Genomic DNA, 23,244 nt, shown 5'->3' on the forward strand with positions numbered 1-23,244 from the left:
GCGGTCAGACTAGTCGGCCGGTGGGACATTTCCCGGCGGCTCGACGCCCGCCAGCTCGTGCACCAGATCACGGAGTTCGAGCAACCCGATCGTGTCGCGTGGTTCGCTCTCCGCGGTCTCCACCCGGCGCAGCCGTTCGGCCGCGAGCCGCTCCCCCAGCGCCGCGTCCAGCGGCAGGTACGTCATCGCCGAGCGGGCGGCCTGGTCGAGGTCGGTCATCGTCGGGTGGTGCACGGCGACGTCGACGACGCCCTCCGACCGGTCGACCTGGGCCACCACCCGCACGTCGGCGAGCCGGATCCGGTGCGCGCCGAGGTTGACCGTGACCAGCGTCGGGTCGGGCACCGGCGGGACGGCGTCGTGGTACTCCCAGATGGCGTCCTCGGGCGGGGCGGCCGCGCGCCAGGCGTCGGTGTAGGCGCGCAGCCGGGGGTCCTCCTGGCCGGTGACGACCAGCGCGTAGATCGCCCGCTGTCCGCGTTCGAGGGAGAAGTGCAGGTCCGGGTGCAGGTCCGCGACGAGCTGGCAGAGCTGGTTCTCCACCCGGTTGGGCTCCCGGTCACCGAGCGCCGCGGCGACCTCCGGCAGCATCTCCTGCCAGCCGCACCAGAACCGTTCCGCCAGCACGCGCGGGTCGGGACGGTCGGGCACGGGCTGGGCCGGTCGCCTGCGGAACCACTTCATGCCCCCATGGTGCCCGAACCACCGGCCACGGACGGGATGATCTGGACCTCGCGGGCGCCGTCGAGCGGGGTGTCGGCGCCGGCCAGGCGGCGGCACTCCTCGCCGTCGACGAAGAAGTTGACGTACCGGCGCAGGCCGCCCCGCTCGTCGCGCAGCCGCCGCTCCAGGCCGGGGTGGGCGGCGGCCAGCACGTCGAGCAGGTCGCCGAGCGTGGCCCGCGAGGGCAGCTCCACGTCCACCGCGGGACGGTCGCCGGCCTGCCGGCGCAGCGCGCTGGGCAGCCGCACGGTCACCGCCACGGCTACACCACCGCCGCGCGCACGCACAACACGTCCGGCAGGTGCTCGGCGACCGGCTGCCAGTGCTCGCCCTCGTCCCGGCTCGCGTAGACGGTGCCGGACCGGGTGCCGAAGTAGACGCCCGCCGGGTCGGCCGAGTCGACGCACATCGCGTCGCGCAGCACGCCGGTCCAGCACGAGTCCGGCAGGCCGGTGCCCAGACCGGTCCACGAGCCGCCAGCGTCCTCGCTGCGGTACACCCGGCAGCGGCCCTCCGGCGGGAAGCGCATCGCGTCGGCCACCAGCGGCACGGTGTAGACGACGTCGGGGCGGTGCGGGTGCACGACCATCGGGAAGCCGAAGTCGGCCGGCAGCCCGTCGGCGATGGACGCCCAGGTCCTGCCGGCGTCGTCGCTGCGGTACACGCCGCCGTGGTTCTGCGCGAAGAACCGGTCCGGATGGGACGGGTGCTGGGCGATCTTGTGCACGCACTGCCCGAACTCCGGGTACGGATCCGGTTCGAACCAGGCCGCGATGCCCTGGTTGCGCGGCTCCCAGCTCGCGCCGCCGTCGGCGGTGACGTACACGCCGCCGGTGGACATCGCGACGGTCACCCGGTCGGGGTCGGTGGGGTGCGGCACGATCGAGTGAATCGCCTGGCCGCCGAAGCCTTCGCCCCACTTCTCGCGGTGCGGGTGGTCCCACAGGCCCCGCACCAGCTCGTAGGTCTCGCCGCCGTCGGCCGAGCGCCACAGCGCGGACGGCTCGCTGCCGGCGTACACGACGTCGGGCGGGCCGAAGGCGAACTGCCACACCCGGCGCAGCGCGGCTCCGGTGTCGGCGGGGAACGCGACCGGCGCGTGGTCGGGTTCGTGCCAGGTCGCGCCGAGGTCGTCGCTGACGGCCACGCTCGGGCCCCAGTGCTCGCTGGTGACGCCGGCGAGCAGGCGGGGAGTGTCGCGCCGGGTGTCGAACCCGACGGCGTAGACGTCGGTCATGGGGTGCCGCGGACCGGTCAGCTCCCAGGTCGCGCGGCCGTCGGTGCTGGTGGCGAGCCAGAGGCCCTTGCGGGTGCCGATGGCGAGGACGACGGTCACCCGCGGGACATTACTCCGTTTTCGCCCAGGATTCGGGGGGCTCGACGAAGCCCTTGCCGAGGTCGCGGGCGAGGCCGAGCGCGCGGCGGGCCCACGCCTGGGTGGCGCCGGCTAGCCCGCAGGCCGGGGTGGGCACGGCCTGGGTGGCGAGCCGCTCGCGGGCGAAGCCGAGCAGGTCGAACAGGTCCAGCGCCGGGCGGGCGAGGGTACGCAGCGTGGGCGGGGTGTCCGGTTCGGTGCTGGGGACCAGGCCGAGGAACAGCACGCAGCCGGCGTCGACCGCCTCGCCGAGCTGGTCGGTGAACGCGGCGGGCATGCCCTCCAGCAGGGTCGCGTCGAGGGCCACGGCCTCCGCGCCGGCCGCGCGGAGCAGCGCCACCGGCGGACGGGGCGCGCAGCAGTGCACGACGACCGGGCGCCCGGTGGCCTTCCTGGCGGCGTCGACGACGACGGCGAGGGTCTCGCGGGCGTCGGGCTCCGGCACCGCGGCGACCGTGCCGAGCTTCGACGGGGTGGGCAGCGCGCCGGCGAGCACGGCGGGCAGCGACGGCTCGTCGAGCTGGACGACCACGTCGGCGCCGGTACGCGCGCGGACCTCGTCGACGTGCCTGGTCAGGCCCTCGGCCAGCGACTCGGTGAGGTCGCGGAGCGCGCCGGGGTCGGTGAGGACCCGGTGCCCGCGCGGCAGCTCGATCTCGGAGGTGAGCGTCCACGGCCCGGCCACCTGCACCTTCACCACGGACGGGCGGCCGGCGCGGTCGAGCGCGAGGTCGAGGGCGTCGAGGTCGCGGCGCAGGTGGTCGGCGGCGCGGCGGTGGTCGACGCCGGGCCGGGCGGTCACCCGGTAGGCCGACGGCACCAGTTCGACGGCGAGGTCGACGAGCAGGCCTGCGGCGCGGCCGACCAGGTCGGCGCCGGTACCGCGGGCGGGTAGCTCCGGCAGGTGCGGCAGGTCGGGCAGCTCGCCAAGGACGACGGCGGCCGCCTCGACCGGGTCGGTGCCCGGCATCGAGCCGACGGCGGTCGCCGTGCCGGGTGGCCAGGGTTGGGTTGACACCCGGACAGTCTCGCGTACCGGCAAAGGTCTAGACCTGTTGACCCTGTGGTCTGAACCACTTACCGTGAAGTTCCCTGCACCTGACGTACCTCGCGAGGGTGATCAACGATGCTCAGCGCGCGCAAGGTCGCGTCCACCGTTCTCGTCGCGGCCGCCGCGACCGCCGTGGTGGCCGCGCCGTCCACAGCCGAGCCCCGGGCCGCCGCGCTCGGGTCGGCGCCCTACATCGACATCACGATGCCGTCGCCGTCCCTGGTGGACGTCGCGAACGCCACCGGGCACAGGACGTTCACCCTGGCGTTCGTGCTCGCCGACTCGACCGGCTGCAACCCGTCGTGGGGCGGCACGATCCCGCTCGACGACCCGCGGATCATCGGCGACATCCGTGCCCTGCAGGCCCAGGGCGGCGAGGTGGTGGTCGCCACCGGCGGAGCGGCCGGGCCGTACCTGGAGTACACGTGCGGCAGCGCGGACGCCCTCGCCGACGCCTACCGGGAGATCCTGGACACCGTCGGCACCAACCACCTCGACGTCGACGTCGAGGCCACGATCCCGCAGGACATGGTGAACACCGCGCTCAAGCGGCTCCAGGACGAGCGCGGCACCTCGGTCAGCTACACGATGCGGGTGCTCGGCGACGACTACGGCATGGACCCGTACTCGGTGCAGGTCCTCCAGTCGGCCGCCGCGCACGGCGTCGACGTGCTGGTGAACCCGATGACGATGGAGTTCGGCAGCAGCCGCCCGAACTGGGGCGACGCGGTGATCGCGGCCGCGGAGAGCACCCTGCGGCAGATGGGTGAGATCTGGCCAGGGCTCTCGGACGCCGAGCTGCGCGCCCGGCTCGGCGTGACCCCGATGATCGGCCAGAACTACAACGGCAAGGTGTTCGAGCTCGGGCACGCCCGGCAGCTGGTCGACTGGGCACGGGCGAACCAGATCGGCATGCTCGGCTTCTGGTCCGCCGGCCGGGACAACGGGTCGTGCCCGGGCGGTGGGGTGTCCCCCACCTGCTCGGGCATCGCCCAGGGTCCGTTCGAGTTCACCTCGATCTTCGCTCAGTTCTGACGCAGCCCCTGGATCTGGAGCGCGGCCAGCGCCGCCATCGCGACGGCGAGTGCGAGGACGACCGCGCTGCCGAGGGTGGTCAGGTCGAGGAGGCCGGTGGCCACCAGCAGCACGCTGTCCAGCGCGGCGAGCAGGTTGACCACGACCACGGTCACCGCCCCGCGGCGGTCGACCACCGGTCGAGTGCCGAGGAACAGCACGAACGCGCCCCAGCCGAGGAAGAACGCGCCGGCACCGAACAGGGCGGGCGCCGGCACGCCGAGCGGGCCGTCGAGCACGGCGCCGAGGGCGAGGAGCGCGACCCCGGAGAGACCGGTGGCGACCCCGTCGAAGGTCAGGGCGAGGCGGAGGAGCTGGGTGGTTCTCGGCACGGTGTTCGTTGTGATCGTCATGGTCCGACCGTGCGGCGGCGGGCACTGCCAGCACCACGCAATCCGCTGCCAAGTGCTGCCAGCCGCGCGTCACCGCAGGTCGGCGGGCAGACCGGCACGCAGGTCCTCGGCGACGAGCCTCGCCGCGGCGGCCTGCCAGTTGTGCAGGGTGCGCTCCGGCACGTGGTCGGCGAACCAGGACAGCGCGCGCCGGGCGGTCGGGTCGATCTCGGTGAGCTTGGTGCGCACGCTGTACGGGCGGACGCCCGCGACGTAGTAGAAGTAGAGCGCGTTGTAGTGCCGCCACTCCTCGCTCGTGCCGAACTCGCCGTCGCGGGGCTTGAGCCGGACGATCGTGTCCAGCAGCAGTGCCTTGAGCTCGGTGGCCCGCTCCAGCGGGGCGTCGGGCGCGCCGCGGGCGGCCAGCCGGGCGTCGATCGCCGGCAGCGCGGTCAGCGGGCTGGCCACGAGCTTGCCGAGGTCGCCGTAGTGGCGCAGCGCGAGGCGGGTGAGCCGGACGAACTCGGCCTCGGTGAGTCCGGCGAGGGCGATCGTCTCGTCGCGGCGCGGCAGGGCGTCGGCGGCCTCGCGCAGCTCCGTGCGCCGTGCCCGCAGGGGTTCCGGCAGGGCGAGCCGGTCGGCGGCGCGCTGGATGGGCCGGGCCAGCACCTGGACGGCGATGGCGGCCGCGACCACGCCGTAGAGCAGCAGGGTGAGCCCGGTCCGGTCACCGGCGAGCAGGATCGCGAGCCCGACCTGCCCGCCGAACAGCACCGCGGTCGTGCCGGCGAGCAGCAGCGAGCCGAGCATGTCGCGGCGCAGCGTCTCGCCCTCGTCGAAGCTGTCGAAGACCGCGACGCACACCCCGAGCGCCACCAGGTCGACCCCGATGGCGGCGAGCAGCACCACCCTCGGCTCCCCCACCGTGCCGAGCAGGACCAGCCCGCCGGCGAGCCCGACGAGCAGCGCCCCGACCAGCACGTCGCCGCGCCGGGTGCGGGTCTCGCGGGCCCGAAGTCCGAGCAGGACACCGGCCCACAGGACGGCCGGGAGCCCCAGCAGGACGACGTGCGCGATCGACAGCACGGTGCCGTGCGGGCGGAGCACGTCGAGGGCCAGGGCGAGGCCGTAGCTCAGCAGCCCGGCGCCGGCGCGGCGCAGGATCGGCTTGGTGGGATCGCGGGCGAGCAGGTACAGCCCCAGCCACCAGGCGACCCCGAACGCCACCACCGACAGCACCCGCCACCTCCCTGACCAGAGGATGCCACGACGCCATCGGCGTCCTAGCCGGGCAGGTCGTCGAGGATCGCGGCCACCTCCGCCGCCCGGAACACGAAGCCGATGTGCGAGGTGTCCATGGTGTGCACGTCGTACGGGTTGTCCGGGGTCAGCGCGTCCGCCTCGGCGATCAACCGGTCCTGCATGGCGATCGGGAGTGAGCGGTCCTCGGTGAGGCGGACGTAGCCGCGGGGGATCGTGCCCCAGGTGTCCGCCTCGACCCGCGCGTCCCCGGTCATCACCGCCAGCGACTCGTCGGGTTGCAGGATGTTGAGGAAGGCCAGGAACCGCTAGTCGGTGAGGTCGGCGGCGACGGCCGCCTTCAGCGCGGCGAGCAGTTCGGGGTCGGCCGTCCGGTAGTTGGCCCGGCCGACGCCGAGGGTCGCCGGGTCGCCCACGCTGAGCGCGGACACCGTGCCCAACAGGTTGTCGGCGAACTCCGGCTCGCCGAAGTACTCGATCGGGTTGGCCCGCTCCACACAGGACCATGCGGAGATGTACACGAGCCGGTCCACCAGGTCCGGCACCAGGTTGCCGGCCACGCTGATGGCCGTTCCACCGAGGCTCGCGCCCACCAGCACCACCGGCCCGTGCTCGGCGACGCGACGGACGACGTCGACGACCACGTCGGCGTTGTCCCGCAGGGTGACCCCGGCCAGCGTCGACGGCTCCGCCGCCCAGGCGTCGAGATCCTGCGGAGCCTGGTAGGCGACCGGGTACTGCGCGTCCAACCCGTGCCCGGGCAGGTCGACGGCGTAGCTGCGGTGGCCCAGCAGCGCGAGCTCACGCTGGATCGGGGCCCACATGAACGAGCTCGAGCCGGAGCCGTGCACCAGTACGAAGGTCGGGCGTGCCGAGGTGTTCGAAGACATGACGTGTCGTCCTATGGGATCGGCCGCGGCGGACGTCACCGCCGCGGAAAGGGAATGCCGGGAACCGAGGCCTGTCGACGGCGGGTGCCCAACGCGGACACCGGCCGGAGGCCGGGCGAGTACTACTCAGGCATCCCGGAGACGGACGAACACGTACATGATCGTCACCCTAACCGACGCGAGCGGGTGCCGCGAACGTGTTTCCGCCAGCGGTGGTTCCGGCGCGGGGCCGAGCGGCGGGCGTAGGGTCGGCGGCGTGACACCAGCACTGCCCACCCCCGCCGATGTCGACAGCGCCGCCGAACGGATCGCGCCGCACGCCCGCCGGACCCCGGTACTGCGCGCGACCGTCGACGGGCGCCCGGTGGTGTTCAAGCTCGAGCAGCTCCAGCTCACCGGCTCGTTCAAGCTGCGCGGCGCCCTCAACGCGCTCCTCGCCGGCCCGCGAGCGGAACGCGTGGTCACCGCGTCGGGCGGCAACCACGGGCTCGCCGTGGCCACCGCGGCCGGGCTGCTCGACCTGCCGGCGACCGTCTACGTCCCGGAGTCCGTGCCGGCCGCGAAGGCCAGGCGGATCGAGGCGACCGGCGCGAAGCTGATCCGCCACGGCGCCACCTACGCCGAGGCCGCCGGCGCGGCGAAGACCGACGCGGCCGCGGCCGGTCGCCGGTACGTGCCCGCCTACGAGGACCCGCTGGTGATCGCCGGCCAGGGCACCTGTGCCGCCGAGACGGTACGTGCGGAGTCCGATGTGGACGTCCTGGTGGCCGCGGTCGGCGGTGGCGGGCTGGCCGCCGGGACCGTGCTCGGCGCCGGCGGCCGCCCGGTCGTCGCCGCGGAGCCCGTCGGCTGCGCGGCGTTCCACGCGGCGGTCGGGGCCGGGGCGCCGGTGGACTCCACAGTGGACTCCGTGGCCGCGTCCGCGCTCGGCGCGACCAGGGTCGGCGAGCTCCCCTTCGCGATCCTCCGCGACGGTGCCAGCTCGGTGCTGGTCACCGACGCGGAGATCCTCGCCGCGCGGGACCGCCTGTGGGAGGAGTTCCGCCTGGCCGTTGAGCCGGCCGGCGCGGTCCCGTTCGCCGCCTGGCTCGCCGGTCACGTCCCGGGCGATCTGCCCTGCCTCATCCTGTGCGGCGCGAACACCGACTGGACACCCGCCTAGCCACGCCTGGTCAGCGCCCGGCCGGGAACAGGTACTCCTCGGCCGGCACCGTGGTCGAGTGCGCCCAGGCGTCGAAGAACGCGCTCAGGTCCTTGCCCGACACGTCCTGGGCCAACCGCTCGAACTCGGGCCAGCTCGCGTTGCCGTGCCGGTGGTCCCGCACCCAGCGCTTCAGCAGGGTGAAGAACGAGTCGTCGCCCATGGCCTTGCGCAGGGCGTGGATCATCAGCGAGCCCTTGGAGTACAGGGCACTGTCCAGTTCCTTGCCCTTGCCCGGGTCGTACAGGCGGGTGTCCCAGAACTCGGGGTTGTCGCGGTTGGCCTCGATCTCGTGCGCGTAGAAGCCGCTGTCCAGGTCCGCGCCCTTGTACTCCTCCCACAGCTGGTTGGCGTACTGGGCGATGCACTCCTTGATGCAGGCGTTGCGCCAGTCGCTGATGGACACCGCGTTGCCGAACCACATGTGGCTCAGCTCGTGCGCCATGGCGGGCTCGACCATCCCGCCCGAGTAGGTGGGCCTGCTCTGCGTCTCGAACGCGGGATGCCCGCCCCGCGCATTGACCACGATCGCGCCGGTGTTGCCGAACGGGTACGGGCCGAACAGGTCGCTGAAGTGCTCGATCATCGGCTCGAGGAGCGCCTCGGACTCCGGCAGGATGGTCGTGCCGGTGCCGTAGGCGTAGATCACCGGGAGCCCGCTGTCCAGCGTGTCGCGGCGGACGGTGAATTTGTCGACCGCCACCGTGGACAGGTACGTGGCCATCGGCTTGTCCTTGTGCCAGCGGAAGGTGCTGCGGCCGTCGGCCCTGGTCGTCCGGCCCGGGACGCCGTTGCCCATGACCTGCCAGCCGTCCGGCACCGTCGCGGTCAGCGAGAACGTGGCCTTGTCGCTGGGGTGGTCGTTGGCCGGGTACCAGGTGGTGGCCGAGTTCAGCCCGCCGTACACGGCGAACCCGCCGCCGTCGATGGGGTGCCACGCGTCGCCGGTCGGCTCGCCGGTGTACTTCACCCGAACGGTGAACTTCTTGCCCGATCGGATCGTCTCGCTCGGCGTGAGCACCAGTTCGTGCTCGCCCTCCCGGCGGTGCTCCGCCGGATCCCCATTCACCGTCGCCCCCGCGATGGTGTAGCCCTCGAAGTCCAGGTGGAACCGGTCCAGGTCCTGGGTCGCGGTCGCGGTGACCGTGGTGTCGCCGGTGAGCCGGTCCGGGACCGCGGGGTCGTAGTCGAGCCGGACGTCGTAGTGCCCGACGTCGTACCCGGCGTTGCCGTCCTTCGGGTAGTACGGGTCGCCGATGCCGGACAGGTCGTCGGTCCTGGCCAGCTCCCACACCGCGTCGATCAGGGCGTTCGTACTCAGCGCCTCGGTGGCCGGGTCCACATTGGACAGCGTGTCGCAGGCCTGGTGGTAGCACTCGCCCAGCCCGCTGGTGAAACCGGCGACCGGGATCCCCTGCTCGGCGAAGGACGCGTGGTCGGAGCTGGTGCCGCCGTCGACCCTGATCGTGTCCGTGCCGTGGTCGTTCAGGTACGTCTCGAACACGTCGGTGGCCTCGGCGCCGCTGTCGGTGAGGAGGTAGAGGCTCGGGTCCTTCGTACCGGTCATGTCGAAGTTGAGGTAGGTGTCGATCGCCGCCAGCTCGGCCTCGGACCGCTGGGCCACGTGATACCTGGAGCCGACCAGCCCGAGCTCCTCCGCGCCCCACCAGGCGAAGCGCAGGTGGTCGCCGGTCCGGAGGTCCTGTTCCGCGACGGTCAGCGCAGTCGTGAGCAGGGCGGCGGCGCCGGACGCGTTGTCGTTCATGCCGGGGCCCTCCGGCACGCTGTCCAGGTGCGCGCCGAGCAGGAGCACGTTCCCCTCGTCGCCGCCCGGCCAGTCCGCGATCAGGTTGTGCCCGGTCCGGCCGTCGTGCCGGAAGGTCTCCACCCGGGTGCGGAAGCCCGCCGCGTCCAGCTCCGCCCGCACGTAGTCCATGGACTGCCGGAAGCCGGTGGTGCCGTGCGCGCGGTTGCCGCCGTTGTCGTCGGCGATCCGCTGGAAACGCTCCAGGTGCGGCAGGACGTCCTGGTAGGTCACGGTCGGCACGTCGGCGGACGCGGGAGCGGCGACGCTCGGCGCCGCGGCCGGCACCAGGGTCAGTGCCACGGCGGCCGCCAGCAACGGTCGGATGATGGGAATACGCATGATCCCGGACGCTACGGGCGGAATGTCAAGACCGGCCGTAGGACGTGTAAAGGTCAGTCGCCACGGCGGATCACGGCCGGGGAGTTGCCGGTGGTGCGCTTGTAGGCGCGGGAGAACGCGGCGACCGAGTCGTACCCGGTGCGGGCGGCGACCTTCGCGGGGGCGAGCCCGTCGGTCAGCAGCGTGGTGGCCAGGCGCATTCGGATGTCGGTCAGGTACGCCATCGGGGTCCGCCCCACGGTGGCGGTGAACCGCTCCGCGAACACCGACCGGGACAGCCGCGCGGCCGTCGCGAGCGTGGCCACCGACCAGGCGTACCCGGGATCCCGGTGCATCCGCGCCAGCACCGGTCCGAGGTGCGGGTCCCGCAGGGCGCCGAGGTACCCGCTGCGCGGCGCGGACCGCAGCCACGCCCGCAGCGCGTACACCACCAGCACGTCGACCAGCCGCGCGATCACGGTCTCCGCGCCTGGTGCCGAGCTGGCCACCTCGTGGGCCAGGGTGGCCGCGAGCCCGCCGCCGGACGCCCCGGGGAGGACCAGCAGCGCGGGCAGTTGTCCGGCCAGCGGCTCGTCCGCCTGGTCGAGCACCGCCCGCCCGCACAGCAGCAGCACCGGGGTACCACCGCCGCCGTGCCGCAGCAGCGACGAACGCCGCCCGAGTTCGACGCGCGGCAACGTGTTGACGTCGTCCGCCACCCGGTCCGGCTGGTCCGCGACGCGGTGCGCACCCCCGTGCGGCACCACGGCGAGGTCGCCGGGCGTGAGCCACCGGCCCTCACCGGCACCGCCGAGCCAGCACCGCCCGGCCACCACGAAGTGGAACGACAGCCGCCCGGACTCGGGCAGTTCGATCCCCCAGGGCGCACTCAACTCGGCGCGGACGAAGTAGGTCGTCGACAGCCGCAGACCCGCCAGCACCTCGGCGAGGGGGTCGGCCGATCGAACAACCGTCACGAACAACGGATCATAGTCCGCGGCGACCTTCCGTGGGGTCGGCGAAAATCTCTTCGCCCCGGTGCGCGGTCCTGGCCCCCTCGACGGAACCGCCGCCGGCACGGGCGGGAATTCGTGCCGACGGCGATATGGACGAAGTATGGAGCGGTGACGGGGACGCGTCAATCGTCCCGTTCTCGCAAGATTCGACCACGCGAAAGACGACCGAAAGAGGTGTTCACCTGCACTTATCCTGTTCAGTGAACATCAAGATCGATCCGTTGACAGCGATGTCTTCCGGGATATTTCCGAGAAGATTCCGACCGCTCAGTACTGCTGCCACTCGTCGGTCGACAGCCGCAGCACCCTCGGGTCGTCCAATGTGGACGGAACACCCTCGCCGGTCGGCCGGCGGTCGGCCGGGAACACCTGGGCGCTCGCCAGGACGTCCGCGTCGAGGAAGCGCAGCGGCTCCGGCGGGTCCAGCCGCGGGGTCGGCGCCTCGCCCTCCTGCGCCAGCACGAAACCCCAGTCACCGAACGTCGGCACGTTGACGTGGTACGGAGTGACGGCAAGGCCGGCCGCGCGCATCGACGCCAGGACGCAGTCGAACGTCCTCGGCGCGAAGTACGGCGACCCGGCCTGCACCACCATCCGGCCGCCCGGTGCCAGCGCGCGCCGCGCGAGTAGGTAGAACTCGTGGGAGTACAGCTTCGCCGTCGCCGTCGAGTCGGGATCCGGCATGTCGACGATCACCGCGTCGAAGCGCGCGGAGTTGTCGCGCAGCCAGGCGAACGCGTCGTCGGCGACCACGCGCACCCTCGGGTCGGCGAGCGAGTCCTCGTTCAGCGCCCGCAGCGTCGGGTTCTGCCGCGCCAGCCGGAGCACGGCCGGGTCGAGCTCGACCTCGACGACCTCCCGCACGTCGGGATAGCGCAGCACCTCGCGTAGCGCCAGGCCGTCCCCACCGCCGAGCACGAGCACCCGGTCGCGCTTCCCGGCGAGCACCGGGTGCGCCAGCGCCTCGTGGTAGCGGTACTCGTCGATCGAGGAGAACTGCAGGTCGCCGTTGAGGAAGAGCCGGGTGTCGGGCGCTCCGCCGGCCACCGGCGACGACTCGGTGACCACGATCTCCTGGTACGACGTGGTCTCCTGGTACACCACCGGGTCCCGGTACAGCACGTCGCGGGAGTAGCGCAGGAACGTGTCGCTACTGGCGAAGGCCACTCCCAGCACCGCCAGCACGGCCAGCGTCCCGGCGGCCACCGCGAGCCGGCGTCGCCGCGTCACCGTTCTGGCGAACAGGAACAGCACCACGCACGCACCGGCGACCGCGTTGACCATGCCGACCAGCAGCGCTCCCCTGGTCTGCCCGAGCAGCGGCAGCAGCAGGAACGGGAACGCCAGTCCGCCGACGAGCGCGCCGACGTAGTCCGCGGCGAACAGGTCCGCGGTGGCCGAACCCGCGTCCTGGCGGCGGATCCGCTGCAGCAGCGTCATCAGCAGCGGGATCTCCGCACCGATGAGCCCGCCGACGATCAGCGAGATCGCGATCAGCGCCGGCCAGTACAGGTCGAGCCAGGTGAACGCGGCGTGCAGGCCGAGCACCGACAGCCCGCCGACCAGCGCGAGCACCGCCTCGATCACCGCGAAGCTGGCCAACGCCCTGCGCTGCAACGGTTTCGCGGCCAGCGAGCCGATGCCCATGGCGAACACCATGGTGGCCAGCACCACCGAGGCCTGGGTGATCGAGTCGCCGAGCAGGTACGAGCCCTGCGCGACCAGCGCCAGCTCGTAGACCAGGCCGCACGCCGCGCACGCGAACGTGGCGAACAGCAGGCCGGCCCGCATCAGCCTGGTCCGCCGGCTCTGGCGTACCGGAGCGTCGGTGTCGACCGGGTTGTCGACGACGGTCATGTCCTCGCTCAGAAGATGGCCACGGCCACGATCGCCGAGACCGACAGGTGCGACGCGCCGCTCACGTAGACCGCCGGGTGGGCCTGCTCCTCCATCAGCAGCGCACCGAGCTTGCCCGGCGTCACCGCGTCGATGACCACGAAGGACAGTCCCATGAGGACGAGCCCGAGCAGGCCGTACGCCAGCGTGGACAGGATGCCCTGGGCCCAGTCGCCGTGGCTGGCCGCGATGGCCGTGGCGACGATGATGCCGACGCCGATGAGGTTGCTGGCCAGCAGGATGGCGGCGTTGCGGTGCCGCTGCACCCAGATCTGCTCGCGCAGGTTACCCGGGGTGAGCACGTCGACCAGCACGAAGCCGACCGCCATCAGCAGCAGGCCGGCGAGCCCGTAGGTGGCGGCGATGCCGACCTCGGAGAAGACATCGGACAGCATGGGTGGGTGGCTCCTTATTCCTCTGGCCTGGTCTTGTTCTGGTTCGGTGTGCCCGGTTCAGGCTGGTCGGGCGGCCTGGGTCGGACATCGCCCCTGGCGGTGTTCGGGTCGTACCACTCCGGCGGCACGTACTCCGGCGGCGGAGCGGTCCGCACCGGCCGGCTGCCCTGACCGCGCGTCCGGAACGCCCAGATGGCGAACACCACGCCGGCGACCAGCAGCACCGCGCCGAACAGGAAGGCCCCGCCGGACTGGCGGAGGAAGTCCGAGGTGGGTGAGTCGGTCGGCTCGGCGTTGTCGGCCCGCGCCTCCGACGGCGGCGCCGGGCTCGCCTCGATCGGGTCGGCCAGGCCGGCCTCGGCGGCCAGCAGCGGCAGCGCGGAGACCGCCTTGTAGACCTCGAGCCCCACGTTGTCGCCGGCCATACCCTCGGCGCTGATGATCTCCAGGCTGTCCAGGTCGCTGGTCGTCGGGCCGCTGCCCGAGCTGACCACCTGGTAGGAGGCCGAGTCCTCGATCTCGGAGGACTCGCTGGTCCACCGGATCGACGCCTGGAACTCCACGGTGGCGTCGCAGTCCCCGGTGCCGTCGTCGACGTCGGTGTCGGCGCCGAAGTTCGAGCCGACACTCTCCTGCTGACTGCCCACGTTGTCCACGTCGACGTCCCAGCCGTAGCAGACGCCCTGCTCCTGGTAGGCGTCCTCGAGCTTCTGGGCCAGGTCGTCGGCGTCGGACGGTTCGAAGATCACCTGGGCGGACGCGGTGCCCGGCGCGGCGGCGAGCAGCAGCGCGGCGGCGAGGGTGACGAGCGCGCGCCTCACTTGCCCGCCCCCGGGCCGCCGCCGCGGATCCCCTCGCCGTATCCGCTGCCGGTGCCCCAGAACCCGACCACGAACGGGTACCAGTGCGCGTAGCCGCGCCGCTCGTCGTCGATGTAGATGCGGGAGCCGCCGTCGCTCGCGGTGACCGCGACGATGTCGTCGGAGTAGCGCAGGAAGTAGCCCTTCGGGTCGACCTGCACGTCGGCCGGCGACACCGCCGAGCGGATCGACTCGTAGACCTTGGTCGGCTTCTGGTTCGAGGTGTACACGATCGAGTCACCGTCGGCGGAGACGCGCCGGTAGTTGTCCGCCAGGTGCCCACGGATGCCGCTGCCGCCGAGCAGTGCCACCAGCAGCACGATCAGCCCGACGCCGCCGAGCCCGCCGGCGATGAACAGCTTCGTTCTGGTCCTCATACCGGTGCCACCTCACTCAGCGTCTCCACCAGCTCACCGGCCTGTGGGTAGGCGTGCCAGGTCCGCCAGGCGGCGCCGGTCGCGGTCGGCCAGGCACGCAGGGCGGTGACCGCGAGCGGTGAGCCGGGGAACTCGCCGACCAGCGCGTGCGGGTCGGCCTCGCAGTCCCGGACGATGTCGGCGACCCGGGCGGCCAGCGCGTCGGGGTCGAGCCGGTGGCAGCGGGCCTCGAACGTGGTGCGCAGCCCGCCGGCGACGACTTCCTCCCGCTCGGGCAGGGCGCCGGTCCGGTCGGGCAGGCAGGCCACGGTCTCCGACCAGTCGCCCACCACGACCTGGTGCGAGGCGCCGAGCACCCGCAGTTCGAGGTCGATGCCGGGCAGGCTCACCCGATGGGTGCCGAGCGCGGGTAACGGACGCAGGCCGTAGGCGAGGCTGAGGTCCGCGGCCCGGGAGTCGGCGAACCGGGTGGACAGGCGTGCCCTCACGTGCGATCACTGCCCGCCGGGTAGACGCGCAGGGCGGGCAGCGGGACCTCCTCGCCGAGACCGGCCTCCCACTTGCCGCCGTCGAAGCGTTCGAAGCTCAGCGCCTTGCCGTTCGGGCCCTCGTAGTCGACGTACTCGACGGTCCCGCGCTCGGCGACGGTGGTGGTTCCCTCGGAGGTGTACTTGGCGGTGCCGTCCTCGTCGCGGGTGTAGGTGACGCCGCCGACCTCCATGGTCTTGCCGCCGGGAGCGGTGGCGAGGTCGGTCTCGCGCCAGAAGTAGACCTCGAGGTCGGGGTCCTCCTCGACGGACACCCAGAGCCGGTCGCCCCGCGCGTCGTCGAGGAAGTGCTCCGACCAGGAGTACCCACCCTCGGTGATCCGCAACGACCCGCGCACGAAGTACAGCTGGTCGCCGTAGTCGATCATGTCGCCGGCCCGGACCGTGCGGACGTCGGTGACGCCCTGGTGGTCGGCCAACGGGTCGACGGGCTTGCTCGGCTGTTCCGGCGCGACGGGCTTGCGGTTGGCGCGGGAGCGCATCCACAGCACCACCCCGACCCCGACGAGCGCGAGCAGGACGAGCACAAGCAGGAGCTCGGTCACGGCCGGTCCCTCCCCAATCCAACGGCGTTGCCGGCGAGCATAGTCGTCACCCCGATCACCCGGTCGGTCGATTGACGCCGACCGTTGTGAGTTCGATATCCGAACCTTCCGCACCCGAACTGCCACCGCACACCGAGATCCGTTCGACCACGGTCGGCTGACCAACGACTACCGGGTCATGGCGATGCGGCCGCTGCCGATGACCACGTCGCCGGCCGGGTCCTCGCGGTAGAGGACGACGGCCTGGCCGGGGGCGACGCCGCGTAGTTCGCCGGTCAGGCGTACGCGCAGCTCGCCGTCGACGACCGAGGCCGTGGCCGGGGCGGTGCCGCCGTGCGCGCGGACCTGGGCGACGCACTCGACCTCGCCGGCCGGCTGGTCGCCGGTGGGCCAGGTCGGGCGGGTGGCCACGATCTCGCGCACCGCCAGGCGTTCGGCGCCCCCGACGCGCACCGAGCCGGACACCGGTTCGAGCGAGAGCACGTAGCGGGGGCGGCCGTCCGGGGCGGGCACCCGCAGTCCGAGCCCGTGCCGCTGGCCGACGGTGAAGCCGTGCACCCCGGCGTGCGCGCCGAGTACCGCGCCGGTCTCGTCGTCGACCAGTTCGCCGGGGCGTTCGCCGAGGCGGCGGGTGAGGAACGCGCGGGTGTCCCCGTCCGGGATGAAGCAGATGTCGTGGCTGTCCGGCTTCTCGGCGACCAGCAGCCCACGGTCGGCCGCCTCGGCGCGCACGTCGGCCTTCACCGAGTCGCCGAGCGGGAACATGGCGTGCCGCAGCTGGTCCGGCCGCAGCGTCGCGAGCACGTACGACTGGTCCTTGCCGTCGTCGGCGCTGCGGCGCAGTTCCGGGCGGCCGTCGACGACCGACAGCCGGGCGTAGTGGCCGGTGCAGACCGCGTCGAAGCCGAGGGCGATCGCCTTGTCCAGCAGCGCGGCGAACTTGATCCGCTCGTTGCAGGTCAGGCACGGGTTGGGGGTGCGCCCGGCGGCGTACTCGGCGACGAAGTCCTCGACCACGTCCTCGGTGAACCGCTCGGCGAAGTCCCAGACGTAGAACGGGATCCCGAGCATGTCCGCCACCCGCCGGGCGTCGCCGGCGTCCTCGATCGTGCAGCACCCCCGGGAGCCGGTACGCAACGTCCCCGGCTTGGCCGACAGCGCGAGGTGCACCCCGGTCACGTCGTGCCCGGCCGCCACCGCCCGCGCGGCCGCCACCGCCGAGTCGACCCCACCGCTCATCGCCGCCAGCACACGCACGGCCTAGACCTCCACCCGCTTGCGCGCACCGACCAGGCCGGCCGCGCGCGCCCGTTCCACCACCGGACCGATCGCCTCGGCCAGCGCGCGCACGTCGGCTCCGGTGGACGTGTGCCCGAGGGAGAACCGCAGCGAGCCGCGGGCCAGGTCGGGGTCGACCCCGGTGGCGAGCAGCACGTGGCTCGGCTGCGCCACCCCGGCCGTGCACGCCGAGCCGGTGGAGCACTCGATGCCCTTGGCGTCGAGCAGCATCAGCAGGCTGTCCCCCGCGCAGCCGGGGAACGTGAAGTGCGCGTTGCCGGGCAGCCGCGACGGCCCGCCGTCCACGTCGGACTGGCCGGGGTCGCCGTTGAGGACGGCGTCCGGCACGGCGGCCCGCACGGCGGCGATCAGCTCGTCGCGCAGCCCGGCCAGCATCTCCGCCTGGGCCTCGCGGGTGTCGACGGCCGTGCGCACCGCGGCGGCGGTGGCGACGATGCCCGGGACGTCCAGCGTGCCCGACCGCACCTCGCGCTCCTGTCCGCCGCCGTGCAGCACCGGCACGCACGGCACGTCCCGGCCGAGCAGCAGTACGCCGACGCCGAACGGGCCGCCGAGCTTGTGCCCGGACACGGTCAGCGCGCTCGCCCCGGACGCGCCGAAGTCGACCGCGAGCGCGCCGACGGCCTGCACCGCGTCGGTGTGGAACGGGATGCCGTGCTCGGCACAGGTGGCGGCCAGCTCACGCACCGGGTTGACCGTGCCGACCTCGTTGTTGGCCCACACGACGCTGACCAGCGCCACCGAGTCCGGGTCGCCGGCGATGGCCGCGCGGAGCGTGTCGTCGTGCACCCGGCCGAACGCGTCGACCTCCAGCAGCGTCAGCTCGGCGTCCTCGTGCTCGACCAGCGACTCGGCGGCGTCCAGCACGGCGTGGTGCTCGACGGCCGAGACGAGCAGCCTGCGCCGCCGCGGGGTCCGTCTGGCCAGGTAGATCCCCTTGACCGCGAGGTTGTCGCTCTCCGTGCCGCCCGCGGTGAAGACCACCTCGGACGGACGGGCGCCCAGCGCCGAGGCGATCTCCTCGCGTGCCTCCTCCACCCGCCGCCTGGCGCGCCGGCCGGAGGTGTGCAGCGAGGACGCGTTGCCCCTGGCGGGCACCGCTTCGCTGAGGAGCGCGGTCATCGCCGCCGCTGCCTCGGGCAGCATCGGTGTGGTGGCCGCGTGGTCGAGATAGGTCATCGCCACTCCAGCGTAGACCGCCGCCGGCGGATCAAGGTCACGAGCGTGCCCGGCCGAGCCGGACGGTCAGGGCGCCGACCAACGCCAGGCCCGCCATCAGCAGGTTCAGCGGCACGACGGCGGCCGTCGGATCGGCGGTCGACGCGAACGTGGCGAGCATCACGCCGCCGAGCCCGACCATGGTCGCCGCCATCGTCATGTCGCTGACCTGCAGCGCCGAGGACACGAACCCGCGCTCGCGCTCACCGGCGTACTCGAGGCCGAGCACGCTGATCGACGGGTACGCCAGGCCCATCGACGCCCCCGCCAGCAGCCAGCACGGCACGCTGAGCCAGCCGAGCCCCCAGTCCGGGCCGATCAGCGCGGTGCAGGCCAGCGCGACGCCGAGGCTCGCCATGCCCACCCGGATCAGCCGCTCCCTCGGGATGTCCGGGTAGCGGCCCTGCCAGTGCGAGGCCGCCGCCCAGCCGCAGGCGCCGACGGTGAGCGGGAGCCCGGCCGCCGCCGGCGAGAACCCGTGCACGGCGGTGAGCGTGAGCGGCACGTACGCCTCGACCGCGAAGAACGCGCCGGCGAACACCCCGCGCGCGAGCACCGTCGCCGGCAGCCCGCGCCGGTTGGCGAACGTCCCTCTCGGCAGCAGCACCCGCAGCCCGGGCACCAGGGCGGCGATCCCGGCCAGCGCGAGCCACCACACGGCGTGCTGGGCGGCCCAGGTCAGCGCGGCGATCCCGGCGGCGGTCGCGACCGCGGCCGGCACGACACCCCGGCGTGCCGGCGCCCGGTCACCCCCGTTCGGCGGCAGCGACCGGATCGCGGGCAGGAGCAGCAGCACGCCGAGCAGCGCGAACGGTGTGATGCCGAGGAACACCCAGCGCCAGCCGACGTGCTCGGTGACCAGGCCGGCGGCGGTCGGCCCGACCAGCGACGGCACCACCCACGCGGCGGCCAGCAGCCCGAAGGCCGCGGGCCGGCGCCGTACCGGGAACACGAGTGCCACCAGCACGTAGATGCCGACGACCTGGGTGCCGAGCCCGAGACCCTGCAGCACCCGCCCGACGAGGAGCACCGCCATCCCGTCGGCGAGGCCCGCGGTGAACAGCCCGGCGAGGAACAGCGCCGGCCCGGTGAGCAGCGCCGGCACCGGTCCGAGCCGGTCGCTGACCCGCCCGGAGAGCACGGTGGCCATGACGCTCGCGGCGAGGAACGCGGTGAACGGCCAGGAGTACAGGGCGGCGCCGTCGAGGTCGGCGACCATGCGGGGCATCGCGGTGGAGACCCCGAGGTGCTCGAACGCGGCGATCGTCACCAGCGTCGTCATGCCGATGGTGGTGGCCCGGTACCGGCCGCTCCACAGGGAAGCCGGCTCGGTCTCGGCGCTGGTGATGGTCACCTGGGCATCGTGCAACCTCCAGCGCGGTGGAGGTCCAGTCGGTCAGTGCGGGACTCGCGCGACGGGAACGTACGACTCGCGCGACGGGAACGTACGACTCGCGGGGTGAGGGGCGGGGGGTCGGGGGGCGGGGAGGGCGGTGTCGACGGCGGACTCGGCGAGAGCGGCGAGTTCGCGGCGGTCGGTGGTGCGGCCGGGGGCTAGCTCGTCGAGGACGTGCACCTCGAGCACCAGGCCGCGCAGGCGGGCGACGCGGAGCACGGAGTCCACGATGGTCTCGTCGCCGACGAAGGCGGGGGCGGTGGTGGGTGAGCCGTCGCGGAGGCGGAAGCGCAGGGCGACCGGGAGTACCGGTACGCCGCCGTCGATGGCGGCCTGGAACACCGCCGGGCGGAAGCGGCCGTGGGTGAGCCCGCACCAGGTGGTGCCCTCGGGGGTCACGTTGACCATCGAACCGGCACGCAGGACCTCGGCGAGTTCGGCGACGGTGGCCGGCAGGGAGCGCAGGCCCTCGCGGTGCACGTACACCGAGCCGGCGGCCGACACCAGCCAGCCGAGCACCGGCCAGCTCGCGATGTCCGACTTCGCCAGCGCGCGCATCGGCCGCACCGCGTTCACCGCGACGATGTCCAGCCAGGAGGTGTGGTTGTTGACCACGAGGACGCCGCGCCCGCGGGCGGCCAGCCCGTCCCCGCCGAGGCGGCGCAGCCGGACGCCGACGGACAGCAGCACCGAGCGGAACACCGCGCGCGCCACGCCCTCCCGCCCGCGCCGGCCGAGCACCGGCAGGAACACGATCAGCAGCAGCGACAGCAGCACCACGAGCACGAGCGCGGTCAGCCGCAGCCAGCACAGGAACCGGGACACCGAGGGCTCGCGCCCGGAAAGGCATCCCGGTCCGCACGGCGAGGCGGGGAACCAGGCGTGCGTGGTCATGCGTGCTCGCCGAGGAAGTAGCTGAGGTACCGCTGGTCGACGTGCTCGAGTCCCAACAGGACGAACAGGTCGGCGACACCGAAGTCGGCGTCCAGCGCGGGCGGCCCGCACACCCAGGCGCCGAGCCGGAGGTAGCCCTTGAGCAGCGGCGGCAGCACCACGCGGCGGGGCGGTGTCACCCCGTCGGCGTCCCAGGGTCGCAGTGGCCGCACCCGGTACTCCGGCGGCGCGAGGTGCTTGTGCCGCACGGTCTCCCACACGCCGGCGGCGAGCGCACCGCCGTCGGCGAGCGGGATGGAGGCGCAGCCGGCGAGCCAGCGGTGCCCGGACAGCAGCAGGTAGCGCGCGATGCCGGCCCACACCAGGCTGACCACGGCGCCCGTGCGATGGTCGGGGTGCACGCAGGAGCGCCCGGTCTCCACCAGGGCGTCCCGCAGCGGGGCGATCCCCCGCAGGTCGAACTCGGTCTCCGAGTAGAGCATCCCGGCGTCGGCCACCCGTTCGGGCGGCAGCATCCGGTAGCAGCCGACGATCTCGCCGGTGTGGTCCTCGCGCACCACCAGGTGGTCGCAGTACCGGTCGAACGCGTCGACGTCCGCGCCCGGCGTGTCCGTGTGCAGGTTCGCGCCCATCTCCCCGGCGAACACGCGGTACCGGAGTCTCTGCGCCGCGCGAACCTCCTCACCGTCCCGAGCGACCAGCAGTGAGTACCGGGGCCGCGTGGATCCATCACCTGTGGTGCTGACCAGCAACTGGGCCTGCGTCATGCCCTCAGGTGTACGCGGCGCCCGGCAAACCTCACGTGCGCTTTACCGTGACGCGTCAGTGAACAGTGTCTTAGCCCTTGCGCTTGGCCGCTTCCTCGGTCAGCTGGGGCGCGACCTTGAACAGGTCGCCGACGACGCCGTAGTCGGCGATCTCGAAGATCGGCGCCTCCGCGTCCTTGTTCACGGCGACGATCGTCTTGGACGTCTGCATGCCGGCGCGGTGCTGGATCGCCCCGGAGATGCCGAGCGCGATGTACAGCTGCGGCGACACGGTCTTGCCGGTCTGCCCGACCTGGAACTGCGCCGGGTAGTAGCCGGAGTCGACCGCGGCCCGGGACGCGCCGACGGCGGCGCCGAGCGCGTCCGCCAGCTTCTCGACGACCTCGAAGCTCTCCGCGCTGCCGACCCCGCGCCCGCCGGAGACGACCACGGACGCCTCGGTGAGCTCCGGGCGGTCGCCGCCGACGACCGGCTCGCGGCCGGTGATCCGGGTGGCCTTCGCCGGGTCGACCGCGGGGACCTCGACGGTCTCCTCGGCGGCCGCGCCCTGGGCCTGCTCGGCGTCGAGCCCTCCGGGGCGCACCGAGATGACCGGAAGACCCTTGGCGGCCTTGGCCTTCACCACGAACGCGCCACCGAAGACCGACTGGGTGACGGTCGCGTCGTCGCCACTGCCCTCGACGCCGACCGCGTCGACCAGGAGCGCGCCGCCGACCCGCGCGGCGAGCCGGCCGGACACCTCCTTGCCCTCCGAGCCGGCGGCGACCAGCACCGCGGCCGGGGACTTCGACTCGACCAGCGCGGCCAGCACGTCGACCTTGGGGGTGACGAAGTAGTTCGCGGCGTCCTCGGACTCGGCGACGTAGACCTTCTCGGCGCCGTAGGACGCGAGCGACTCCTTCAGCTTCGCCGCGTCGCCGGGCGCGCCGACCACGACGGCACTCGGCTCGCCGAGCGCGCGGGCCGCGGTGAGCAGCTCGCCGGTGACCTTCTTGACCTCGCCGTCCAGGTGATCGACGAGGACCAGAACCTCTGCCATTGCGTGGATTCCCTTCCTCAGATCAGTTTCTGGCCGACCAGGTACTCGGCGATCTTCACGCCGCCGTCGCCGTCGTCCTCGACGCGCTGGCCGGCCTCGCGCGGCGGCTTGGGCGCGGCCTCGACGACCGTGGACCACGCGTTGGCGAGGCCGACGTCGCCGGCGTCCACGCCGAGGTCGGCGATGTCGACGGTCTCGACCGGCTTCTTCTTGGCGGCCATGATGCCCTTGAACGACGGGTAGCGCGGCTCGTTGATCTTCTCGCCGACGCTGACCACCGCGGGCAGGCTCGCCTCCAGGTGGGTCAGGCCGTCCTCGGTCTCGCGGGTGACCTTGACGGTGGTGCCGTCGACGGTGACCTCGCGGGCGTGCGTGAGCTGGGGGTAGCCGAGCAGTTCGGCGACGACCGCCGGGACCGCGCCGCCCGCGCCGTCGCTCGCCTCGTTGCCGGCGATGACCAGGTCGACGTCCTCGACGGTGCGGATCGCGGCGGCCAGGACCTTCGCGGTCTGCAGCAGGTCCGAACCGTGCAGGGCGTCGTCGAGCACGTGGATCGCCTTGTCGGCGCCCATGGACAGGCCCTTGCGGATCGCGTCGGTGGCCCGGTCGGGGCCGACGCAGAGCACGGTCACCTCGCCGTCGTGCGCCTCCTTGATCTGGAGCGCCTCCTCGATGGCGCGCTCGTTGATCTCGTCGAGCACCGCGTCGGCGAAGTCACGGTCGAGGGTGTGGTCACCCTCGCTGAGCTTGCGCTCCGAATAGGTGTCCGGCACTTGTTTGACCAGCACGACGATGTTTGGCATTGGTCTGCTCCGACCTCCCGATGACGAGCCCATCCGCTTGTGCGACCAGAGGATATGGGGTTGCTCCGACGGTTGACCCGACCCTGCCATGCTGGTCGCGCCTTGGCACGGTGTCCTTGGCCATATGTTACTCATCAGTAGCCTACCGCCGCCACTACCG

General features: G+C 73.0%; 25 protein-coding genes. 2 read left to right on the forward strand and 23 right to left on the reverse strand.

From position 1 onward, the window contains the following. Positions 1-9: 9 nt before the first annotated feature. From JT362_RS17830 to JT362_RS17845, 4 genes are read right to left on the reverse strand one after another with little or no spacing between them, the layout of a single operon-like run. Complete coding sequence (locus tag JT362_RS17830) at positions 10-684, reverse strand: hypothetical protein (RefSeq protein WP_260192374.1); 675 nt, start codon at positions 682-684, stop codon at positions 10-12. Then, a complete protein-coding gene (locus tag JT362_RS17835) occupies positions 681-983 on the reverse strand; it encodes a MoaD/ThiS family protein (RefSeq protein WP_260192375.1) in 303 nt (100 codons plus the stop codon). Before JT362_RS17835 ends, JT362_RS17830 begins: the two co-directional genes overlap by 4 nt. Positions 984-985: 2 nt before the next feature. Further along, complete coding sequence (locus JT362_RS17840) at positions 986-2,059, reverse strand: WD40/YVTN/BNR-like repeat-containing protein (RefSeq protein WP_260192376.1); 1,074 nt, start codon at positions 2,057-2,059, stop codon at positions 986-988. Positions 2,060-2,069: 10 nt separating this feature from the next. Next, positions 2,070-3,116: a uroporphyrinogen decarboxylase/cobalamine-independent methonine synthase family protein gene (locus JT362_RS17845; protein ID WP_260192378.1), complete on the reverse strand. Its 1,047-nt coding sequence runs from the start codon at positions 3,114-3,116 to the stop codon at positions 2,070-2,072. A 108-nt stretch (positions 3,117-3,224) separates the two neighbouring features. Between JT362_RS17845 and JT362_RS17850 the strand changes: the two genes are divergently transcribed. Beyond that, positions 3,225-4,184 (forward strand): chitinase, encoded by a 960-nt coding sequence (locus tag JT362_RS17850; protein ID WP_260192380.1) that lies wholly within the window; start codon positions 3,225-3,227, stop codon positions 4,182-4,184. Here the strand turns inward: JT362_RS17850 and JT362_RS17855 are convergent. The 4 genes from JT362_RS17855 to JT362_RS17865 all read right to left on the reverse strand — a co-directional run bounded on the left by JT362_RS17855 (position 4,175) and on the right by JT362_RS17865 (position 6,705). After that, a complete protein-coding gene (locus JT362_RS17855; RefSeq protein WP_260192381.1) occupies positions 4,175-4,576 on the reverse strand; it encodes a hypothetical protein in 402 nt (133 codons plus the stop codon). The genes JT362_RS17850 and JT362_RS17855 overlap by 10 nt on opposite strands. 69 nt (positions 4,577-4,645) lie before the next feature. Beyond that, a complete protein-coding gene (locus JT362_RS17860) occupies positions 4,646-5,794 on the reverse strand; it encodes a hypothetical protein (RefSeq protein ID WP_260192382.1) in 1,149 nt (382 codons plus the stop codon). 44 nt (positions 5,795-5,838) lie between these two features. Then, entirely contained in the window at positions 5,839-6,072 is a 234-nt protein-coding gene (locus JT362_RS35425; RefSeq protein ID WP_311202725.1) for a hypothetical protein, read from the reverse strand. A gap of 51 nt (positions 6,073-6,123) precedes the next feature. Further along, complete coding sequence (locus JT362_RS17865) at positions 6,124-6,705, reverse strand: alpha/beta fold hydrolase (protein ID WP_311202726.1); 582 nt, start codon at positions 6,703-6,705, stop codon at positions 6,124-6,126. A 256-nt stretch (positions 6,706-6,961) separates the two neighbouring features. Between JT362_RS17865 and JT362_RS17870 the strand changes: the two genes are divergently transcribed. Then, the gene (locus JT362_RS17870) at positions 6,962-7,867 is read left to right on the forward strand and encodes a serine/threonine dehydratase (RefSeq protein ID WP_260192383.1); all 906 of its coding nucleotides are present in this window, start codon (positions 6,962-6,964) and stop codon (positions 7,865-7,867) included. A 10-nt stretch (positions 7,868-7,877) separates the two neighbouring features. Here the strand turns inward: JT362_RS17870 and JT362_RS17875 are convergent, their stop codons facing one another. The 15 genes from JT362_RS17875 to JT362_RS17945 form a co-directional block, all read right to left on the reverse strand. After that, a complete protein-coding gene (locus tag JT362_RS17875) occupies positions 7,878-10,052 on the reverse strand; it encodes a M28 family peptidase (RefSeq protein ID WP_260192385.1) in 2,175 nt (724 codons plus the stop codon). A gap of 53 nt (positions 10,053-10,105) precedes the next feature. Continuing rightward, the gene (locus JT362_RS17880; RefSeq protein WP_260192387.1) at positions 10,106-11,008 is read right to left on the reverse strand and encodes an AraC family transcriptional regulator; all 903 of its coding nucleotides are present in this window, start codon (positions 11,006-11,008) and stop codon (positions 10,106-10,108) included. Positions 11,009-11,314: 306 nt separating this feature from the next. Further along, entirely contained in the window at positions 11,315-12,904 is a 1,590-nt protein-coding gene (locus tag JT362_RS17885) for a polyamine aminopropyltransferase (protein WP_260192389.1), read from the reverse strand. An 8-nt stretch (positions 12,905-12,912) separates the two neighbouring features. Next, positions 12,913-13,338, reverse strand: a complete 426-nt coding sequence (locus JT362_RS17890) for a DUF350 domain-containing protein (RefSeq protein WP_260192391.1) — start codon at positions 13,336-13,338, stop codon at positions 12,913-12,915. A gap of 14 nt (positions 13,339-13,352) precedes the next feature. After that, positions 13,353-14,159, reverse strand: a complete 807-nt coding sequence (locus JT362_RS17895) for a hypothetical protein (RefSeq protein ID WP_260192392.1) — start codon at positions 14,157-14,159, stop codon at positions 13,353-13,355. Then, positions 14,156-14,575: a DUF4247 domain-containing protein gene (locus tag JT362_RS17900; protein WP_260192393.1), complete on the reverse strand. Its 420-nt coding sequence runs from the start codon at positions 14,573-14,575 to the stop codon at positions 14,156-14,158. Before JT362_RS17900 ends, JT362_RS17895 begins: the two co-directional genes overlap by 4 nt. Continuing rightward, positions 14,572-15,063 carry a DUF2617 family protein gene (locus tag JT362_RS17905; protein ID WP_260192395.1) on the reverse strand — a complete coding sequence of 164 codons (492 nt, stop codon included), beginning with the start codon at positions 15,061-15,063 and terminating at the stop codon, positions 14,572-14,574. The genes JT362_RS17900 and JT362_RS17905 overlap by 4 nt, the downstream gene beginning before the upstream one ends. Further along, positions 15,060-15,668, reverse strand: a complete 609-nt coding sequence (locus JT362_RS17910) for a DUF4178 domain-containing protein (RefSeq protein WP_260192397.1) — start codon at positions 15,666-15,668, stop codon at positions 15,060-15,062. Before JT362_RS17910 ends, JT362_RS17905 begins: the two co-directional genes overlap by 4 nt. 168 nt (positions 15,669-15,836) lie before the next feature. Continuing rightward, complete coding sequence (gene mnmA, locus JT362_RS17915; RefSeq protein ID WP_260192398.1) at positions 15,837-16,925, reverse strand: tRNA 2-thiouridine(34) synthase MnmA; 1,089 nt, start codon at positions 16,923-16,925, stop codon at positions 15,837-15,839. Between the two features lie 3 nt (positions 16,926-16,928). Next, the gene (locus JT362_RS17920) at positions 16,929-18,146 is read right to left on the reverse strand and encodes a cysteine desulfurase family protein (protein ID WP_260192399.1); all 1,218 of its coding nucleotides are present in this window, start codon (positions 18,144-18,146) and stop codon (positions 16,929-16,931) included. 37 nt (positions 18,147-18,183) lie between these two features. Further along, the gene (locus JT362_RS17925; protein WP_260192401.1) at positions 18,184-19,539 is read right to left on the reverse strand and encodes an MFS transporter; all 1,356 of its coding nucleotides are present in this window, start codon (positions 19,537-19,539) and stop codon (positions 18,184-18,186) included. Between the two features lie 42 nt (positions 19,540-19,581). Continuing rightward, positions 19,582-20,475, reverse strand: a complete 894-nt coding sequence (locus JT362_RS17930) for a lysophospholipid acyltransferase family protein (protein WP_260192403.1) — start codon at positions 20,473-20,475, stop codon at positions 19,582-19,584. Continuing rightward, complete coding sequence (locus JT362_RS17935; protein ID WP_260192404.1) at positions 20,472-21,242, reverse strand: GNAT family N-acetyltransferase; 771 nt, start codon at positions 21,240-21,242, stop codon at positions 20,472-20,474. The genes JT362_RS17930 and JT362_RS17935 overlap by 4 nt, the downstream gene beginning before the upstream one ends. Before the next feature lie 70 nt (positions 21,243-21,312). Further along, positions 21,313-22,281, reverse strand: a complete 969-nt coding sequence (locus JT362_RS17940) for an electron transfer flavoprotein subunit alpha/FixB family protein (RefSeq protein ID WP_260192405.1) — start codon at positions 22,279-22,281, stop codon at positions 21,313-21,315. Positions 22,282-22,298: 17 nt separating this feature from the next. Continuing rightward, positions 22,299-23,084 (reverse strand): electron transfer flavoprotein subunit beta/FixA family protein, encoded by a 786-nt coding sequence (locus tag JT362_RS17945; RefSeq protein ID WP_260192406.1) that lies wholly within the window; start codon positions 23,082-23,084, stop codon positions 22,299-22,301. Between the last annotated feature and the right edge of the window lie 160 nt (positions 23,085-23,244).

Origin of the sequence: Actinophytocola gossypii (genome assembly GCF_025165815.1) — a bacterium.
Taxonomy (GTDB): Bacteria; Actinomycetota; Actinomycetes; order Mycobacteriales; family Pseudonocardiaceae; genus Actinophytocola; species Actinophytocola gossypii.

Bases quoted from the DNA above. Each gene is read 5' to 3' on its own strand.
- JT362_RS17830 (WP_260192374.1), bottom strand. From the start codon at position 684: ATGAAGTGGTTCCGCAGGCGACCGGCCCAGCCCGTGCCCGACCGTCCC.
- JT362_RS17850 (WP_260192380.1), top strand. From the start codon at position 3,225: ATGCTCAGCGCGCGCAAGGTCGCGTCCACCGTTCTCGTCGCGGCCGCC.
- JT362_RS17855 (WP_260192381.1), bottom strand. From the start codon at position 4,576: ATGACGATCACAACGAACACCGTGCCGAGAACCACCCAGCTCCTCCGC.
- JT362_RS35425 (WP_311202725.1), bottom strand. From the start codon at position 6,072: ATGACCGGGGACGCGCGGGTCGAGGCGGACACCTGGGGCACGATCCCC.
- JT362_RS17865 (WP_311202726.1), bottom strand. From the start codon at position 6,705: ATGTCTTCGAACACCTCGGCACGCCCGACCTTCGTACTGGTGCACGGC.
- JT362_RS17875 (WP_260192385.1), bottom strand. From the start codon at position 10,052: ATGCGTATTCCCATCATCCGACCGTTGCTGGCGGCCGCCGTGGCACTG.
- JT362_RS17885 (WP_260192389.1), bottom strand. From the start codon at position 12,904: ATGACCGTCGTCGACAACCCGGTCGACACCGACGCTCCGGTACGCCAG.
- JT362_RS17890 (WP_260192391.1), bottom strand. From the start codon at position 13,338: ATGCTGTCCGATGTCTTCTCCGAGGTCGGCATCGCCGCCACCTACGGG.
- JT362_RS17900 (WP_260192393.1), bottom strand. From the start codon at position 14,575: ATGAGGACCAGAACGAAGCTGTTCATCGCCGGCGGGCTCGGCGGCGTC.
- JT362_RS17920 (WP_260192399.1), bottom strand. From the start codon at position 18,146: ATGACCTATCTCGACCACGCGGCCACCACACCGATGCTGCCCGAGGCA.
- JT362_RS17930 (WP_260192403.1), bottom strand. From the start codon at position 20,475: ATGACCACGCACGCCTGGTTCCCCGCCTCGCCGTGCGGACCGGGATGC.
- JT362_RS17935 (WP_260192404.1), bottom strand. From the start codon at position 21,242: ATGACGCAGGCCCAGTTGCTGGTCAGCACCACAGGTGATGGATCCACG.
- JT362_RS17940 (WP_260192405.1), bottom strand. From the start codon at position 22,281: ATGGCAGAGGTTCTGGTCCTCGTCGATCACCTGGACGGCGAGGTCAAG.
- JT362_RS17945 (WP_260192406.1), bottom strand. From the start codon at position 23,084: ATGCCAAACATCGTCGTGCTGGTCAAACAAGTGCCGGACACCTATTCG.